Origin of the sequence: Chryseobacterium cheonjiense, from assembly GCF_012927265.1 — a bacterium.
Lineage (GTDB): Bacteria > Bacteroidota > Bacteroidia > Flavobacteriales > Weeksellaceae > Chryseobacterium > Chryseobacterium cheonjiense.
In genome coordinates this window covers 166,918-185,279 of sequence record NZ_JABBGF010000001.1, presented here as the reverse complement: position 1 = coordinate 185,279, position 18,362 = coordinate 166,918, and the positions used below count along the sequence as shown (strand labels likewise).

At 37.6% G+C, this 18,362-nt stretch carries 19 protein-coding genes; 14 read left to right on the top strand and 5 right to left on the bottom strand.

Annotated features, from left to right (window positions below; translation table 11 throughout):
- Window positions 1-155 precede the first annotated feature (155 nt).
- Window positions 156-2,435, bottom strand: a complete 2,280-nt coding sequence (gene katG / locus HHL20_RS00915) for a catalase/peroxidase HPI (protein ID WP_169229337.1) — start codon at window positions 2,433-2,435, stop codon at window positions 156-158.
- Window positions 2,436-2,739: 304 nt separating this feature from the next.
- On the opposite strand from katG, the gene HHL20_RS00910 reads away from it, so the two are divergent.
- Together HHL20_RS00910 and HHL20_RS00905 are read left to right on the top strand one after the other, a co-directional pair.
- Complete coding sequence (locus HHL20_RS00910) at window positions 2,740-3,201, top strand: heme-binding domain-containing protein (protein ID WP_169229336.1); 462 nt, start codon at window positions 2,740-2,742, stop codon at window positions 3,199-3,201.
- A 10-nt stretch (window positions 3,202-3,211) separates the two neighbouring features.
- Window positions 3,212-3,625, top strand: coding sequence for a thiol-disulfide oxidoreductase DCC family protein (locus HHL20_RS00905; RefSeq protein WP_169229335.1), 414 nt, complete (start codon window positions 3,212-3,214; stop codon window positions 3,623-3,625).
- A gap of 65 nt (window positions 3,626-3,690) precedes the next feature.
- Here HHL20_RS00905 and HHL20_RS00900 read toward each other — a convergent pair whose 3' ends face one another.
- Window positions 3,691-5,121, bottom strand: a complete 1,431-nt coding sequence (locus HHL20_RS00900; protein ID WP_169229334.1) for an alpha-amylase — start codon at window positions 5,119-5,121, stop codon at window positions 3,691-3,693.
- A gap of 189 nt (window positions 5,122-5,310) precedes the next feature.
- On the opposite strand from HHL20_RS00900, the gene HHL20_RS00895 reads away from it, so the two are divergent.
- Window positions 5,311-5,976 (top strand): DUF4290 domain-containing protein, encoded by a 666-nt coding sequence (locus tag HHL20_RS00895; protein ID WP_169229333.1) that lies wholly within the window; start codon window positions 5,311-5,313, stop codon window positions 5,974-5,976.
- 2 nt (window positions 5,977-5,978) lie between these two features.
- On the top strand, window positions 5,979-7,286 hold the full coding sequence (gene murA, locus HHL20_RS00890; RefSeq protein WP_169229332.1) for a UDP-N-acetylglucosamine 1-carboxyvinyltransferase: 1,308 nt from the start codon (window positions 5,979-5,981) through the stop codon (window positions 7,284-7,286).
- Between the two features lie 88 nt (window positions 7,287-7,374).
- On the opposite strand, the gene HHL20_RS00885 is transcribed toward murA, so the two are convergent.
- The 3 genes from HHL20_RS00885 to HHL20_RS00875 form a co-directional block, all read right to left on the bottom strand.
- Window positions 7,375-7,686, bottom strand: a complete 312-nt coding sequence (locus HHL20_RS00885; RefSeq protein WP_169229331.1) for an NIL domain-containing protein — start codon at window positions 7,684-7,686, stop codon at window positions 7,375-7,377.
- Window positions 7,687-7,858: 172 nt separating this feature from the next.
- Entirely contained in the window at window positions 7,859-8,503 is a 645-nt protein-coding gene (locus HHL20_RS00880) for a YiiX/YebB-like N1pC/P60 family cysteine hydrolase (protein ID WP_169229330.1), read from the bottom strand.
- On the bottom strand, window positions 8,481-8,936 hold the full coding sequence (locus tag HHL20_RS00875) for a DUF1801 domain-containing protein (RefSeq protein ID WP_169229329.1): 456 nt from the start codon (window positions 8,934-8,936) through the stop codon (window positions 8,481-8,483). Before HHL20_RS00875 ends, HHL20_RS00880 begins: the two co-directional genes overlap by 23 nt.
- 292 nt (window positions 8,937-9,228) lie before the next feature.
- On the opposite strand from HHL20_RS00875, the gene HHL20_RS00870 reads away from it, so the two are divergent.
- From HHL20_RS00870 to HHL20_RS00825, 10 genes are all read left to right on the top strand, one after another.
- On the top strand, window positions 9,229-10,770 hold the full coding sequence (locus HHL20_RS00870; protein WP_169229328.1) for a T9SS type A sorting domain-containing protein: 1,542 nt from the start codon (window positions 9,229-9,231) through the stop codon (window positions 10,768-10,770).
- Window positions 10,771-10,999: 229 nt separating this feature from the next.
- Window positions 11,000-12,205, top strand: a complete 1,206-nt coding sequence (locus HHL20_RS00865) for a pyridoxal phosphate-dependent aminotransferase (protein WP_169229327.1) — start codon at window positions 11,000-11,002, stop codon at window positions 12,203-12,205.
- Between the two features lie 108 nt (window positions 12,206-12,313).
- Entirely contained in the window at window positions 12,314-13,327 is a 1,014-nt protein-coding gene (gene murB, locus HHL20_RS00860) for a UDP-N-acetylmuramate dehydrogenase (RefSeq protein ID WP_185194782.1), read from the top strand.
- A gap of 248 nt (window positions 13,328-13,575) precedes the next feature.
- The gene (gene proC / locus HHL20_RS00855) at window positions 13,576-14,379 is read left to right on the top strand and encodes a pyrroline-5-carboxylate reductase (RefSeq protein WP_169229325.1); all 804 of its coding nucleotides are present in this window, start codon (window positions 13,576-13,578) and stop codon (window positions 14,377-14,379) included.
- A 126-nt stretch (window positions 14,380-14,505) separates the two neighbouring features.
- Entirely contained in the window at window positions 14,506-16,149 is a 1,644-nt protein-coding gene (lnt, locus tag HHL20_RS00850; protein WP_169229324.1) for an apolipoprotein N-acyltransferase, read from the top strand.
- A 136-nt stretch (window positions 16,150-16,285) separates the two neighbouring features.
- Window positions 16,286-16,525, top strand: a complete 240-nt coding sequence (gene rpmB / locus HHL20_RS00845; protein WP_029294538.1) for a 50S ribosomal protein L28 — start codon at window positions 16,286-16,288, stop codon at window positions 16,523-16,525.
- Window positions 16,526-16,532: 7 nt separating this feature from the next.
- Window positions 16,533-16,715 (top strand): 50S ribosomal protein L33, encoded by a 183-nt coding sequence (rpmG, locus tag HHL20_RS00840; protein WP_027379950.1) that lies wholly within the window; start codon window positions 16,533-16,535, stop codon window positions 16,713-16,715.
- A gap of 20 nt (window positions 16,716-16,735) precedes the next feature.
- Window positions 16,736-16,888 carry a DUF4295 domain-containing protein gene (locus HHL20_RS00835; RefSeq protein ID WP_002976755.1) on the top strand — a complete coding sequence of 51 codons (153 nt, stop codon included), beginning with the start codon at window positions 16,736-16,738 and terminating at the stop codon, window positions 16,886-16,888.
- Window positions 16,889-17,077: 189 nt separating this feature from the next.
- A complete protein-coding gene (gene ftsY / locus HHL20_RS00830; protein ID WP_169229323.1) occupies window positions 17,078-18,031 on the top strand; it encodes a signal recognition particle-docking protein FtsY in 954 nt (317 codons plus the stop codon).
- Between the two features lie 68 nt (window positions 18,032-18,099).
- The gene (locus HHL20_RS00825) at window positions 18,100-18,360 is read left to right on the top strand and encodes a GlsB/YeaQ/YmgE family stress response membrane protein (RefSeq protein WP_169229322.1); all 261 of its coding nucleotides are present in this window, start codon (window positions 18,100-18,102) and stop codon (window positions 18,358-18,360) included.
- Window positions 18,361-18,362: the final 2 nt, after the last annotated feature.

Below are 18,362 nucleotides of genomic sequence, written 5' to 3'. Positions count from 1 at the left end.
ATTACAAGGCTTTTTTTATTAAGTCAATTTCCAATTTAAAAACTGATTTATCAAGCCGGAAAAAAGCTGTTGGAAAACTAAAATAATTTGTAATCAATAAAAAAAGACAGTTCATTTCTTAACTGTCTTTTTATCAATTTTATGATTAACTTAAATTAAACCAAATCAAAGCGATCCAGATTCATTACTTTTACCCATGCAGCAACAAAATCATTAACAAATTTTTCATGAGCATCTGAACTTGCGTATACCTCAGCAATGGCTCTTAATTCAGAATTAGATCCGAAAACCAGATCCGCACGGGTGGCGGTCCATTTTTTTTCTCCGGTTTTGCGGTTTATTCCTTCATAAAGTTCATTATCCTGGGAAACCGATTTCCATTGCGTATTCATATCCAGCAGGTTAATAAAAAAATCATTGGTAAGAATTCCCGGTCTTTGGGTGAAAATTCCATTTTTTGAACCGTCAAAATTGGTATTCAGCGCGCGCATTCCTCCTATCAGTACAGTAAGTTCAGGAGCGGTAAGCGTTAGCAGCTGTGCTTTGTCAATTAATAAAGATTCTGTAGAAACTGAAAACTTTTTCTTCAGATAATTTCTAAATCCGTCTGCCAGCGGTTCCAGATATTGCATAGAATCTACGTCGGTCTGTTCCTGTGAAGCGTCTGTTCTACCGGGTGAAAAAGGAACGATGATCGTATGGCCTGCATCTTTTGCTGCTTTTTCAACCGCTGCACTTCCTGCAAGAACAATTAGGTCTGCCAGCGAAACTTTTTTGCCCCCTGTCTGATTTTCATTAAATTCTTTCTGAATATTTTCCAAAGTACTTAAAACTTTCTGCAGCTGAGCTGGATTATTCACTTCCCAGTCCTTCTGAGGCGCAAGACGGATTCTCGCTCCATTGGCTCCTCCTCTTTTATCACTTCCTCTGAAAGTGGAAGCAGAAGCCCATGCTGTTGATACCAGTTCCGAAATACTTAAGCCTGAATCAAGAATTTTTGATTTTAACGCTTCAATATCAGAATTGTGAATTAATACATGATCTGCTTCAGGAAGAGGGTCCTGCCAGATGAGCTCTTCAGAAGGAACATCAGGTCCGAGATAGCGGGCTTTTGGGCCCATATCTCTATGAGTAAGCTTAAACCATGCTCTTGCGAATGCATCAGCAAAAGCATCAGGGTTTTCGTAAAATTTTCTTGAAATTTTTTCGTATTGCGGATCCAATCTTAGGGAAAGATCTGTTGTAAGCATTGTTGGCCTGTGCTTTTTATCGGGATCAAAAGCATCCGGAATGGTTTCGCTGCCGTTTTTTGCAACCCACTGATGAGCACCGGCAGGACTTTTGGTGAGTTCCCATTCGTTTTCAAAAAGATTTTTGAAAAAGTTATTGCTCCATTGAGTAGGCGTTTCCGTCCAGGTAACTTCAAGGCCGCTGGAGATTGCATCTCTTCCTTTACCGGAATTGTAAGTACTGTTCCATCCGAATCCCTGTGCTTCAATACTTTCCGCTTCCGGTTCTTTTCCAACATGATCTGCAGGTCCTGCACCGTGTGTTTTTCCGAAAGTATGGCCTCCGGCGATAAGCGCTACCGTTTCTTCATCATTCATAGCCATTCTTCCAAAGGTATCACGGATATCTTTTGCCGCTGCTATTGGATCAGGATTTCCGTCCGGACCTTCAGGATTTACATAAATAAGCCCCATCTGCACGGCTGCCAAAGGTTTTTCAAGATCTCGCGTATGGATATCTCCGTCTGCGTCATCGTCTGTAGGCAATACTCCACGACCTTCTACAACACCGTCTGACCCGTGCGAATAGCGAAGATCACCTCCGAGCCATGTTTTTTCAGATCCCCAGTAAACATCCATATCCGGCTCCCATACATCTTCACGGCCTCCCGCAAATCCGAATGTTTTAAAGCCCATAGATTCCAGGGCTACATTTCCTGTAAGGATCATAAGATCTGCCCAGGATATTTTCTTTCCATATTTTTGTTTGATCGGCCATAGAAGTCTTCTCGCTTTATCCAAATTCACATTATCCGGCCAGCTGTTTAGGGGTGCAAAACGCTGCTGTCCCGCACCGGCACCTCCTCGTCCGTCTCCAACACGGTATGTTCCTGCACTATGCCACGCCATACGGATAAAGAGAGGTCCGTAATGTCCGAAATCAGCGGGCCACCAGTCCTGAGAATCGGTCATTAAATGATGAAGATCTTTTTTTACCGCTTCAAGATCCAGGCTTTTGAATTCTTCTGCATAGTTAAAATCTTTATCCATAGGATTGGATAATGATGAATGTTGCCGGAGAATATCTACTTTCAGCTGATCAGGCCACCAATCTGAATTTTTGGTACCGCCACCGGCAACATTTTCTTTTTTCATGGATCCGTTGTGAAACGGGCATTTACTGATGTCATTCAAGTCTTTTTCCATTGTCGTTATTTTATGTTGATTGATTAAATTATTAGGGACAAACTTACATAAGTTTTTTAATAAACAAAATCTATTAAAAATATCTTTATAATAGTTAAAAACAATAATTAGTGATCTGAATGTGTTTCTGCTGCAGTTAAATTTAAGAATAACTTGTATATCAATTTCATAAAACACTTATAAATTTTCACAATAAATAATCTCTGTTGATATTAAAAAGTATTTTAGTGATTTAAAGCATATCCGATGTACGTTTATAAATCAAAATTTTATAGTACATTTATGCTTAATTAAACATTGAAAAATGAAAAAAGTTTTAACTGTTATTCTGGTAGCATTTATTATCATTCAGTTCTTTCCTATCGACAAAACGAATCCTGCACCTACACCGGGCATGGATTTTTTAAAAATAAAAAACACCCCGCCTGAAATTGCCAATTTAATAAAGGTCTCCTGCTACGATTGCCATTCGAATGAAACGCAGTATCCCTGGTATTCTAATATTGCCCCGGCTTCATGGGTTATGAAAAATCACATTGATGAAGGAAGGAAAGAACTTAATTTTTCCACATTTGCGATGTATCAGCAAAAGAATCAGGCACATAAATTGCAGGAATGTATAGAAATGATTGAAAAAAAAGAAATGCCTCTTGACTCTTATTTTTTGGGGCATCAAAATGCAAAGCTGAGCGATGAACAGAGAAAGATTCTGACAGATTACTTTAAAAGAGAAAAAACAGAAACAGAAAGGAAAATGCTTTATTAAATTTAACATCATGGAAGATAACTGGGAAAATAAGTACATTGTATTTTTTGACGGCGACTGCGGCGTTTGCAATTTCTGGGTACAATGGATCCTTGAAAGAGACAAAAAAGACCAGTTCATGTTTGCTTCCCTGCAATCTGATTTTGGCCAGAAATTTCTATCCGAAAGAGGACTGAATACAAAAGTTTTTAACACCATGTATCTTTGGCGGCCCGGCCAGTATTATCTGGAAAAATCCAAAGCGGTTCTAAAAATTGCCAATTTACTGGGCGGTATTTACAAACTCTCTGTATTAGGCAAAATTGTTCCGTCATTTTTAAGTGATAAGCTTTATGATACAGTATCCAAAAATAGGATGAAACTAGCCAACCAAAAATGTTACTTACCGACTCCGCATCAGCGGGCCAAGTTTATTCAGGTTTAAAAAAACGATAAAAATATCCAATTTAAAAAATACTGTTTCAGGAGAAACAGTATTTTTTTTAGTGTTTACTGATTCAGTGACCAAACGGAATATGAGTTTGGTGCACACTGGATTTTTACCCATTTATCCGATTGGGTTGTAGGATACCACGTTGAACTCCCTGTGAAATCCTTAATCTGCTGACTCGCCCAATTGGTCTGGATCCATCGTTCCTGCCAGCCTGAAGAGTTGTTGATATACACCACCAGTCCCGGATTTCCGTTGTATCCGTTTCTTCGGGAAATGTACTCATCATTATCAGTGTAAAGGATGGAAGTTGTTCCCGTTGCTTTATTATTGTGAATCCAGATAAGATTATTTAACCTTTCTTTGTTCAGCCATTCTTCATAATCTCTGTAAAAAATCGTAGGATATCCTTCATGGGTTAAAATATAAGCATACGCCAGCATTTTATTGTAGATAATATCCGTGTCATGATTGGCAACAAATGTTACTGCCTTAAAAGGATTTCTTTTCCACATCATATCGTCATTCAATACATTTAAATTCCCATTATCGAATGCATCATCCATTTTGTAATAGGCTGCAAAATCAAATACCGAGCTATTGGCATTATTGGCCCACCATTCCAGCGTATTAACATTGGAGTCCCAAAGTTCCCCAACGGAAAAACCGCCGACATTGGAATTCCAGGTATTTACCACCCATGGCCCGAAACCTTTTACATAATCGAATCTCCAGCCATCAAATTTCATGACGTTTTTATAGTATTTTCCGACAGAATCGTCCCTTCCCCAAAGCCAGTCCTGAACGTAAGGATTGGCGTGGCATAAGTCTGGGAAACCTCCGAAAGCACCTTCATCGTTATTCCCGTAAGCATTTTTATAAAAATCATTGTAGCTTCTTGGAAATTTTCCTGAAGCAACACCTGAAAAATTGGTCCAGGTATTTGAACCTACATAAGGATTGTACTCCGACTGGCCGCCGCTGTTATGATTGATGACAATATCTGCATATACCTGCATATTTTCTGCGTGGGCTTTCGTGATCAGTGCTTCAAGTTCTGCCCGTGATCCGAAACGCGTCTCAATGCTTCCGTTTTGATTATAATTTCCGAAATCATAATAATCAGTCGGATCATAACCCATAGAATAAGCTCCGTTCTGTGCTTTGGATGCAGGAGGCAGCCAGACTGCTCCGATTCCGGCATTCGACCAATCGGTAAGTTTTCCTTTCACGGTATTCCACCAGTTTCCTCCGTCCGGTACATCCCAATAAAATCCCTGCATGAGAACACTTCCACCGGGACCTGCGACAAATTTTGCATACGGAGATTCCCCGGTACTGAAAGGCCGTCCGTCATGACGGGTTACCTGTATGGTTTTGTTGTGAACTTCTTCCTTAGCCGAAGTTTCCTCAGCGATCGCATCATTTTCCCGGCAGGACTGAACGCATCCAAAAGCCAGGAATACAAATAGAAAGTGTGTTTTTTTCATATCTTATTTTTTTGATTATTAAAGTATTAACTAAATTACACTTTTATTAAAATAATATCAAATGATTGTGAAATATTTTTATTTTTAACATGAAATCTTTACTCGAGTCTTATTTGAAACATCATTAAAAAATCATAAACTTTAAAGATTTTCGTACACATTTTCTATTAATCCATATATTTGCATATTATGGAATACAACACCCAAAAAAACAAGCTTCATTTGCCGGAATACGGCAGAATCATACAACAGTTGGTTGAACGTTGCAAAGAGCTTTCTTCAAAGGAGGAAAGAAGCGAAATGGCGATGGGCATCATTGATTTTATGGGTCAGAGAAACCCTCAGCTTCGCGACGAAGAAAATTATAAGCATAAACTTTGGGATCACCTATTTATTCTTGCCGATTATGATCTTGACGTAGATTCACCATACCCTTTCCCTACGAGAGAACAGCTGGCTGAACCGCCAAAAAGGATGGAATACCCAAAACTTCAGGGTGATTTCAAATTCTACGGGAAAAGTATTCTTCAATTAATTGAAAAAGCAATAGAACTGGAGCAGGGAGACGAAAAAGAGGCCCTGATCGAGGTTATTGCCAACAATATGAAGAAATCTTATAACGTATATAATAAGGAACATGTAACGGATGACGTTATCTTCCGCCACCTGAAAGAACTTTCTGAAAACCGGCTGGATCTTACGGGAATAGATAGTCTTGAAAAAAGCAAAATCTATTACACCAGCAATAACAATAACCGTAACAATAACAACAGAAACCAGTCTAACAACAGAAACCAGCCCAATAATAAAAGAAGACATAACAATAGCAACAACAATCATAAAAACAGAAAGTAGACATGAGTGGAACATTTCAGATAAGAGGAGGAAAAAGACTGCAAGGTGAAATTACTCCACAAGGAGCAAAAAATGAAGCTCTACAAATTCTTTGTGCCGTCTTATTAACTGATGAGGAAGTAAGAATTAAAAATATTCCCGATATCCACGACGTTAATCGATTAATTGAAATTCTGGGAGACTTCGGCGTGAAGGTTACCAAGAACGGACACGGCGCTTATACTTTCAAAGCAGATAAAGTAAATTTTGATTATATCAAATCAAATGAATTCAAGAAAGATGGGGCGAAATTAAGAGGTTCCATCATGCTGATGGGTCCTATGCTGGCAAGATACGGTGAAGCGTATATGCCCACTCCGGGAGGTGACAAGATCGGAAGAAGAAGACTGGACACCCACTTCCAGGGATTGGTAGAACTCGGGGCTGAATTTAATTACGATGAAGAAGAGTTTTTCTATTCGCTGAAAGCTAAAGAACTGAGAGGCAAATTTATTCTATTGGAAGAAGCTTCGGTAACGGGTACTGCCAATATCGTAATGGCTGCAGCTTTAGCAAAAGGAAAAACAAGAATTTACAATGCCGCCTGCGAGCCTTATCTGCAGCAGCTTTGTAAAATGCTGAACAGAATGGGAGCAAATATCTCAGGAATCGGTTCAAATTTATTAACCATCGAAGGAGTTGAACATCTTCGCGGAACTGAGCACACCATGCTTCCGGATATGGTAGAGATCGGATCATGGATCGGTCTTGCTGCCATGACCAAATCCGAAATTACCATCAAAAACGTAAACTGGAACCAGCTAGGTGTTATTCCAAATATCTTCAGAAAGCTTGGCATCCAGCTTGAGCAAAGCGATGATGATATTTTTATTCCGGCTCAGGAAAATTATAAAATTCAGAAATTTATTGACGGTTCTATCCTTACGATTTCCGATGCACCATGGCCGGGATTCACGCCGGACCTTCTTTCCATTATTCTTGTTGTGGCAACACAGGCCAAAGGAAGTCTTCTGGTTCATCAGAAAATGTTTGAATCAAGATTATTCTTCGTTGATAAGCTAATTGATATGGGCGCCCAGATCATTCTTTGCGATCCGCACCGTGCAACGGTAATCGGACTGAATCAGGAAACTCCGTTAAGAGGAACCACGATGGTTTCTCCTGATATCAGGGCTGGAAATGCACTTTTGATTGCTGCTCTTTCAGCAGAAGGAAAATCAATCATTCACAATATTGAGCAGATCGACAGAGGATATGAAAATATCGATGGAAGATTAAAAGCAATCGGTGCAGATATCGAGAGAATTTAATGCAGAATCCGATTTTTGCAATCATATAAAAAGCGTCCGGTTTTTCCGGGCGCTTCTTTTGTAATTAAAAACTATATATGAACCTTTCTTATAAGTATTTCCTGCATACATATTCTACAGTCGTACTCAGAAGTTTATTTTTTTGAAGATACACTTCCAACTCATCATAATCTTCCGAATTTACGCTGATGTACAGCTGAACTGACCCGAAGCTTCTGCCGTTTACATATTCAACATTAGCAGACAACACCCTGTGACAGATCCCGAACTGACTGTAGATAGTATTCATCAGCTGTTCGAACTTCATTTTACCATTCAGTTCAATTTCAAGGATCAATTCTTTTTTAGGCAGATTTATTTTACCGTTTAAAACCTGCTGGCTTGGATTAGGTGTTATCATAACAGAAACTATTGGTTTAACGACTCATTTTCTATTGTTAAGCTTCGACAAAAATATAAAAAAATATTAGTCTACCAAATTAGTAGGATATTATTTTTTAATTTATTTAAATTTTTAATCTTCAGCCAAAAAAACGGATCCTTCCGAATCCGTTAATCGTCTATGTTAAGCTTTATTTCACCTCCTTTATTCTTTCAAGCTTTTCTGATGCAGCCAGACCATTGGGATTGCAGCCGGGTTCCCCTTCCGGAACCTTAAGATTTCTCTTTGCATAAAAGCTTTCCCAAAAGGCATTGGTTTTTCCTGTTGCCGGGTCAACAAAAGTCATCGGCTCCAGCTTAAAGATGTGATTTCCCCTGAAAGCTCTTTCAATATAATCTGAACAGTAATATGAGCCATCATCTAAAATATAATTGAAATTGTAAGGCTTTCCCAGCATTGCATTAGCTTTTTCAATAGCTGGAGGTATCGCGTCATGATATTGAGGTTTCAAACGGTAAACAACAACTTTCTGTCCGTCCTCGCCCTGATCTTTCAGGAAATCTTTTAATGGCTGTTTTTGAGAGCCACCTTTGGGGGCCGCATGCAAAACATACAAATTTCCATCAGTTTTTTCCAGAATTCCGATATGATCAAAAGAGGCATTTTTTTCTTTCTGGGTAACATTATTGATTGCCCCCGAAAGCCCGCTGTTTTTCGCAGTGACAAAAAGTAAATCGCCGTTTTGCAAACCTGAAATCTTATGACTTCTGCAGCTGAGAATGAGCACAAATGCAAAAAATGCAAAGAGAAAATTACTTTTTAAAATTTGCTTCATAACAATCGATCCAGTCCTGAACGGTCATTTTTTTACTTATTTCAGCCAATAATTCAAAAGGAATATCATCCATTTTTTTGAAACGTACACAAGATTTTCCCATATCCAGTTTTCTTTTGGAATATTTAGGAAATTCATTCACAAACCAATCCAGCAGATCCGGTTTCGCATACATTCCCATATGGTAAAATGCAATAAAATTCTTCTGGGAAGCAATACTTATAAAAGGTAAAGGCGTTCCCGGTGCACAGTGGTATCCCGCCGGATATATTGTCAATGGGACACCCCACCCGATCATGCCGTAACTGCTGCCCTGCGAAAAACCTTCCGGCAGATTGTCGTTAATGGTGTCAAATAGCTTCCTGAAAACCTCCTGTCTTTCTTCAGGAATTTTCGAAAGATAATCATCTAATGAAACTGATTCTATCTGCATTTTTTAGTCTTTATAATTTTTCAAAATAACGAAAAATTATAAAACTGAAGAAATGCCATCCAATAAAAACAACTCTGCATCTCACAACAATTCATAATTATATCAATTAAATGATTACTTAAATCTTCAGTTTATGACAGAATTAATTAACTAATTCTATTTATTATAAAATATCCTTATAAATAAATTCATTAAACATATACCACCAAAAACGAACAATTAATAAGAATTAAACAATAAATTCTCCTATTTAATTCTTTTTGTTATATTTGCCAGCTAAAAATTAATACAAATGATTAAAAAAATTACTTTCCTAAGTATCCTATTGGTATTTTATGGATACTTTCAAAGTCAAACTCCGGGAACTCTTGATTCTAGTTTTGGTACTGGGGGAAAAACGACCTCTAATTATTTTACTTCACAAAAAATTTATGATACCGCGACACAGATCGACGGAAAAATAGTTGCAGTTGGGGCATGTAGTACAGGTTCCAACAATAATAAGTTTTATGCAATAAGATTTAATTCTAATGGAGGGATCGATACCAGCTTTGGATCAAATGGATTTTTCAGTTTAGACATGAGCGGCTTAGGTTATAATAACTTTGCAAGAACTGTTGAGTTGCAGCCAGATGGAAAAATTATAATAGGAGGCGCCGTTGCACAGAATAATATCGGAGACAATTACCATTTTGGGGTACTTAGATTAAACGCAAACGGAACCGTAGATACTACCTTTGGAAACCAGGGAAAAAGTATTTTTTCAATGGGTTCTTATAGTTCTGTTTCGAATGAAATAAGAGACATAGCCTTACAGCCAGATGGAAAAATTGTTGTAGCAGGAATCTATTACAACTACCCATCAACAGATTTTGCTGTTGCCAGACTTAATATCGACGGATCGCTGGACTCCGATTTCAGCAATGATGGAAAGGTCTTAATAGGCTTTACTTACACTTCTAATAATAATGATGAAGCACACAAGATAAAAATTTTAAATGATTCCAGAATCCTTATCGGCGGCACAACAAATTATGATGATGGCGCATGGTGTATACTACAGCCAGATGGTTCACTGGATTCTACTTTCGGAACAGGAGGAAAAAAGACATTCACAACAGACAGTAATTTTTATTTTGGAACCTGCTATTTTCTTCCTGACAATTCAATTCTCATAGGAGGTCAATATTCTGGAAATAATGGTGACGCAGCACTTTACAAAGTTTCATTAAACGGGACATTGGATACAACATTTGGGAATAACGGTAAAGTAATCGTAGATCTTGACAGTTCTAGCTCAGATTATGAAATTGCAGATTTGGACATTGATAGTACAGGAAAAATTTATGCAGTAGGCAGGACTGATACCGGAGGTATTTCTTACTTTTATCTCCTCAACTTCAACGCCAACGGTACTTTGAATACAAACTTTAGTTATGATGGAAAAGTTTTGGTAAATTTTGGTACATCTTATAATTATGGCAATTCTGTATCTATACAACCAGATGGAAAAGTACTACTTGCAGGTTATCACAATTCACCTGATACAGCATCATTAGCGAGATTTATCAACCAATCTAATTTAAATACAAAAGAAATATCGGAAAAAAAATCATTCGCTATATATCCGAATCCAACAACCGATTTTTTTGTGATTTCGAAATCTGAATTAGTTGATAAAAATCAAAAAGTTGAAATACTGGATGAAGCCGGTAGAGTTATAAAAATAGTATTTATCACTGCTGACAACCTAAAGATACAAGTATCAGATTTAAATTCAGGAATTTACTATGTGCGTTTAAATAAGGATACAAAAAAATTGATTATAAAATAGTTGCTATTAAATCTTTATAAAATATAGCGTTCTTAGAAGAGCGCTATTTTTTTGCATATACTATCTATAATTACTATTAATTTCAGGCGATCATAAGAAACATTATTAAAGGTAGAATTATTTATTCAAAGAAACCGTTAACGTAAAAACATATAAAACTCTTTCTTTATAAGCTTTATTGTAATATTGCGAAATTAAATCTTATTTTTGCCATACAAATTTTTCAATAATGCCGAATATTTCAAACAGAGCACTGCACATGCCGCCTTCGCCGGTAAGAAAACTGGTTCCTTTTGCCCTTAAAGCAAAGCAGAAAGGAATAAAAGTCTATCACCTGAACATCGGACAGCCCGATATCGAAACTCCGGAAACAGCACTGAATGCTTTGAAGAATATCGATCTCAAAGTTTTGGAATACGCTCTTTCAGAAGGTAATTTAGAATACAGAAAAGCTTTAACAGACTATTATCATTCGTTAGGATTTAATGATCTTACGACAGATAATTTCATTGTAACCAACGGAGGTTCGGAAGCTTTAAATTTTGCCATCTCAACATTATGTGACGATGGTGACGAGGTAATTATCCCGGAGCCTTATTATGCCAATTACAATGGTTTCACAAGCACGTTCAATGTAAATGTTGTTGCCGTTCCTTCTACCATAGACACCGGATTTGCTCTTCCTCCGATTGAAGAATTTGAGAAAAAAATTACAGCAAAAACAAGAGCGATCGTTATCTGCAATCCTGGAAATCCGACAGGATATCTTTACACCCGTGAAGAGCTTCAAAAACTCGCGGAAATTGCCCTTAAATATGATATTGTTGTTATTTCAGATGAGGTGTACAGAGAATATGTATATGATGGAAAGCAGCAGGTTTCTATGCTCGCTTTTCCTGAGCTGGCAGAAAACTGCATCATTATCGATTCCGAATCAAAACGTTACTCTATGTGTGGTGTAAGAATCGGATGTATGATCACCCGTTCTAAAAAAATCCACGATGCCGCAATGCTTTTTGCACAGGCAAGGCTAAGCCCGGTTTTACTAGGACAAATTGCAGCAACAGCAGCACACCAGAATGACGGAGCGTATATAAGAGCGGTAAAAGAAGAATATACCCACAGAAGAAATGTACTGGTTGATGCTTTAAATGCGATCCCCGGAGTAATCTGCCCGAAACCGAAAGGTGCTTTCTATTGTGTTGCAGAGCTTCCTGTAGACGATACCGAAAAATTTGCACAATGGCTGCTTGAAAAATATTCGAACCAGAATGAAACGATTATGGTAGCGCCTGCCGGAGGATTTTACAGCAATCCTGAACTCGGTAAAAAGCAGGTAAGAATTGCATACGTTTTAAAAGAAGAAGATCTGAAAAGAAGTGCGGCTATTTTAAAAGATGCACTTGATCAATATAAACTTGAATTCAGTCTTTAATCTCAAAAAAATATAGTTATCAGCAATAAAAACCTGGATTTGAAATCTTCCAAGCTTTTATTGCTGATCTTTTTTTAACAATATTAATGGATTTGTTAAATGGTTGAAATGCAGGAAAATTTTTCACTCAAGTCACATAATACGTTTGGTGTTGACGCTAGAGCAAGATACTTTATGGAAGTACATTCCAAAGAAGAGCTGATCGATGCACTAAACTATTCAAAAACCAGTACTTTACCCTTATTATTTTTAGGCGGAGGAAGCAATATTCTTCTGACAACAGATTTTGAAGGATTAGCTATTAAGCTAGGCTTAGAAGGAATTCAAGAAGAATTTATCAGCGATAATGAAGTATTGGTAACCGCAAAGGCAGGTGAAAACTGGCACGAATTCGTGATGTTTTGCCTGAAAAAAAATTACGGCGGACTGGAAAATCTCTCCCTGATTCCCGGAAATGTTGGGACTTCTCCCATGCAGAATATCGGTGCTTACGGCACGGAAATCAAAGATACTTTCGTAAGCTGTACGGTTCTTAACCTTGAAAAAATGCAGCTTGAGACTTTCAATCTGGAACAATGCAGATTTGGGTACAGAGATTCTGTTTTTAAGCAGGAAGGAAAAGGAAAATATGTAATCCTGGACGTTACTTTTAAACTGACCCGAAAAAACCATCATATTAAAACAGAATACGGAGCCATACAGTCTGAACTGCAACACTTAGGAATTGAAAACCCTACCATTCAGGATGTTTCCCAAGCGGTAATCAATATCAGGCAAAGTAAACTCCCGAATCCAAAAGAAATCGGCAATGCCGGAAGCTTCTTTAAAAACCCCACGATTCCTTTACCGCAATTTGAACGGTTAAAGGAAAGCTTCCCACAAATCCCGGGCTATGCAAACGGAGATTTTGTAAAAGTTCCTGCAGGATGGCTGATCGAGCAATGCGGATGGAAAGGAAAACAGATAGGAAATGTAGCCTCACACCAACTACAGGCTCTTGTCATCATTAATGCTACAGGACAGGCAACCGGACAGGAAATCTTTGATTTTTCAACGGAAATCATTAATTCTGTGAAGGAAAAATTCGGGATTGAACTGGAAAGGGAAGTCAATATTATTTAAGATAAAATAAAAACTTGTCAAAGATCTTAATTGACAAAGGTAAATACAAGTTCATCTAAGCTAATTAAATTTAACCGCAAAAGACACAAAAGTTATCTTATAGTTGTTCGTTAAACAATAAAGCTTTAAAAGAATAAAAATCAAAGATTTTTAAAGTGAGCCTTAAAGATATCATTCAAATCTTTGTTTCTTTTGCGGTTAAATAAAAAGTTTAGACAATTTTTTAATTCATAAAACAAACACACAATATGAAAATTGCTATTCTCGGGGCCGGAAACATGGGCCTCTCCTTTTCAAAATCATTCCTGAAATACGAACTGATAAAACCGGAAAACCTTCATTTAATCACAAGAAATCAATCTAAATTCTCAAAAATATCGGAAGACTTTCCAAAATCTAAGATTTCGACTTTTGATGAAGTCACAGAATTGAATGCCGATTTAATCATCATTGCTGTAAAGCCTCAGGATTTCAAGCATGTTGCCGAAAATATCAAATTTAAACTTAGGGAAACCCAGATGGTTTTATCGATCATGGCAGGAATTAAAATCGAAAGAATTCAACAATTACTTGATCATCCTCTGGTGGTAAGAGCCATGCCCAATTCTCCTACTCTGCTCGGAATGGGAATTACCGGTTATACCTCTGCTCAAGGAATTTCATTCAGTCAGTTAATTAATATTGAAAGATTACTCAATTCGACGGGAAGATCGGTGTATCTGGAAAATGAAGAATTGCTTGATGGGGTAACCGCACTTTCCGGAAGCGGACCGGCATATTTTTATTACATTATAGATGCCATGATTAAAGCAGGGACTGAAATGGGAATTGATGAAAACCTGTCAAAACTTTTTGTAACCCAAACCATGCTCGGAGCCTATCACCTGATTAATAATTCTGATAAAAATCTGGAAGCACTGATTCAGGATGTTGCCTCAAAAGGCGGCACAACAGAAGCTGCATTAAAAACTTTTAACGAGAATAATTTAAAGGAAATCCTCAAAACAGGTATTCTGAATGCGGAAAAACGTGCTAAGGAACTGAATGGCTAAATCCTGCCATTAAATTTGAAGTTGAGGTCACGTTAAGATTACGACCTGGTTTTATAAGATTTCTTTAACATCGTATACAAAGTTATTCATTTCAAAAACATTAAATTTGTATATTAAATAAATTGAATGAAATACGTTTTACTTACGCTCATTTCAGCGATGCTATTATCCATTTCCTGGCCTACTTACGGAGTTCCGTTTTTTATATTTTTTGCTTTGGTTCCTCTTCTGATGATGGAACACGGGGTCTCCAAATTTTCAGATTATAAAAGAAAAAGCTGGGTAGTTTTCGGATTGTCCTATGCGTGTTTTGTTATCTGGAATGTAGTAACAACGGGCTGGCTGTATGGCGCAAAAAATCCGGATGGAAGCCACTCGCTATTGGCTGTTTTATTTCCTGTACTTGTTAATTCTCTTCTTTACTCTTTGGTATTTCAATGCTATCATTGGTATAAAAATGCACAGGGAACCTATTGGGGACTTGCTTTTTTAGTAGCAATATGGATGAGTTTTGAGAAATTTCACTTGGGTTGGGAATTTACCTGGCCATGGCTGAATCTGGGCAATGTATTTTCAGAGTATCCTAAGCTGATTCAATGGTATGACACATTGGGCGCTACAGGAGGAAGCTTCTGGATTTTATTAATAAATGTTTTGATTTTTTACACCGTAAGAATCTGGCAGGCTGGAAGAAAAAGAAAAGACCTGATCAAAAACACCTCAATCGTTGCTGTTTTGATTATCATTCCGATGATCATTTCGGTTATGCAGTACAATAACTTCAATGAAAAACCAATCGGCAGCGTCAACGTGCTGATGCTTCAGCCCGACCTTGATCCGTATGCTGAAAAATATTCCCAAGACAGTCTGGTTATTGAAAATGACCTTCTTGATCTGGCAGAAAAAAATTCAACAGGAAAAATAGACTATTATATCGCTCCTGAAACTGCTCTTCCGGGCAGAGGTTCTATTTCTGAGCGAGGTTTTGAAAAAAGCGTTATTCTGAACAATCTTAAAACATTTTTGTCTAAACATCCCGGCTCCGTATTTGCTACAGGAATTTCTTCACATAAATTTTATACTTCCGGAGAAAATCTTCCGAAAGAAGCCTACCAGCTTAATCCCGGACTTTGGGTTGAAAGCTTTAATTCTGCCGTTCAGGTTATTCCAAACAAAAATATTGAAGTATACCATAAAGGCAAGCTAGTACCAGGTGTTGAAATTTTCCCCTATATGAGCTATCTAAAGCCTCTTTTAGGCGATGCTATGCTTAATCTGGGAGGAACTGTTGCTTCTCTAGGAACTGATAAAGAAAGAGTGGCTTTTGCCAATCCTTTCAACAAAGGCAAAATTGCTCCCATTATCTGTTATGAAAGCATTTATGGGGAATTTACCGGCGATTACGTAAAAAAAGGAGCAAATTTTTTGGGAATTATGACCAATGATTCCTGGTGGGGCGTTTCGGAAGGACATAAGCAGCTTTTGTCTTATGCTAAATTAAGAGCCATTGAAACAAGAAGAGAAATTGCAAGAGCTGCGAACAGCGGAATTTCGGCTCATATTGATGCCAAAGGAGAGATCGTTGAAGATACTTTTTACGGAGACAAAACAGCCTTATTTGCAAAAATAAATCTGTATGATCAAATGACTTTTTATACAAGAGCCGGTGATCTGCTTTCAAGATTTTCAATTTTTGCGCTGGGGTTTTTGTTGTTTTATTTCTTAATAAAACGGTTTCAGGCGAAAACTAAAAAAAATAAGGGAGTATAAGCAGGCAAAACGGAAATTGTTTGAAGTAAATATCAGTAAGTTATTACAAATAATTTTCTAAAAGATTTGTCTATCTAAAAAATTCTTCGTTATTTTGCACTCTCAAATATTATAGTACAAATAAGAACATCGAGATATGTCAAGAATTTGCCAAATAACAGGAAAGCGTGCAATGGTTGGTAACAACGTTTCTCACGCTAATAACAAAACGAAGCGTCGTTTTGAAATTAACTTATTGGAGAAGAAGTTTTACCTTCCGGAGCAAGATAAGCACGTAACACTGAAAGTATCAGCTCATGGATTGAGAGTGATTAACAAGATTGGAATCGAGGAAGCTCTAGAAAGAGCAACTAGAAACGGATTGATTAAAAAGTAATTGAATCATGGCAAAAAAAGGAAACAGAGTTCAAGTAATCCTTGAATGTACAGAGCATAAAGAAAGTGGTATGCCAGGAATGTCGAGATACATTTCTACAAAGAATAAAAAGAACACAACTGAAAGATTAGAGTTGAAAAAATACAACCCTGTTCTTAAGAAAGTAACGGTTCATAAAGAAATCAAGTAATTATTAAAATATAATTTACCATGGCAAAGAAAGTAGTAGCAACCCTACAAAGCGGTCAGTCTAAAAAAATGACCAAAGTGGTGAAAATGGTTAAGTCTTCCAAGTCAGGAGCTTACGTTTTCGAAGAAAAAGTAATGAATGCAGACGAAGTAGACGGTTATTTGAAAAAATAATCTACACTTTATTTACAATATAAAAAACTACTCAGCTTTTGGGTAGTTTTTTTGTTATCTTTGCTTTAATCTAGCTGGAAGTCAGAAGCTGGGAGCCAAAAATTTTAATCATTAAATTGAACTAAGATTGGTACCTCAAGCTTCCATTACCCAACTTCCATCATTAATTAAATTCCGTAATTCATAAAGATGAGTTGGTTTAAAAAAATTTTTAAAAAAGAAGAGAAAGAAACCTTAGATAAAGGATTGGAAAAATCCAGCCAGGGTTTTTTCGAAAAAATGACAAAAGCCGTAGTCGGCAAGAGCAAAGTAGACGATGAGGTTCTTGATGACCTTGAGGAAATACTTATTGCCTCCGATGTCGGTGCCTCTACCACCATCAAAATCATAGAAAGAATTGAAGAGCGCGTTGCAAGAGACAAATATGTAAGCGTAAATGAATTGGATAAAATTCTTCGTGAAGAAATTTCAGGCTTACTCCTGGAAAACCCTCATGCCGGAACAGGAAATATAGATACTTCCAAAAAGCCGTACGTTATTATGGTAGTGGGTGTAAACGGCGTAGGAAAAACAACGACTATCGGAAAACTGGCGCACCAATTTACTTCAGAAGGTAAAAAAGTCGTATTAGGAGCGGCAGATACGTTTCGAGCTGCTGCGGTAGATCAGCTGGTTATCTGGAGCCAGAGAGTGGGCGTTCCTATCGTAAAGCAGGAAATGGGATCAGATCCGGCTTCCGTAGCCTTTGATACGGTACAGAGTGCGGTTGCCCAGCAAGCAGATGTCGTAATTATTGATACAGCAGGAAGACTTCATAATAAAATCAACCTGATGAATGAGCTCTCTAAGATCAAGAGGGTGATGCAAAAAGTAATTCCGGATGCACCACATGAGGTTTTACTGGTTCTCGACGGTTCTACCGGTCAGAATGCCTTCGAACAGGCCAAACAGTTTACGGCTGCCACTGAAGTCAACGCATTAGCAGTAACAAAGCTTGACGGGACCGCAAAAGGCGGTGTCGTAATCGGGATCTCTGATCAGTTCCAGATTCCGGTAAAGTATATCGGTGTCGGCGAAAAGATGCAGGACCTGCAGTTGTTTAATGGTACAGAGTTTGTAGATTCATTTTTCAAGAAGAGATGATGTAAAAATCATGTTTTCCCAAAACAGCAATAAACCAACTATAAATATTAACATTAAAAAATGCAACTATGGGATTTTTAACATGGATTATTTTCGGACTACTGGCCGGAGCACTCGCTAAAGCAATAATGCCCGGAAAACAGGGAGGCGGAATGCTTATCACGATGATTCTGGGGATCATCGGCGCTTTCATCGGAGGAGCAATCGGAGTATATGTACTTCATTGGGGAGATGTAGATTCTTTCTGGAATTTCAGAAGCTGGATCTTAGCCATCGGGGGAGCTTTGGTTGTTCTGTGGATCTACGGAATGCTTACACGAAGAAGCTAATT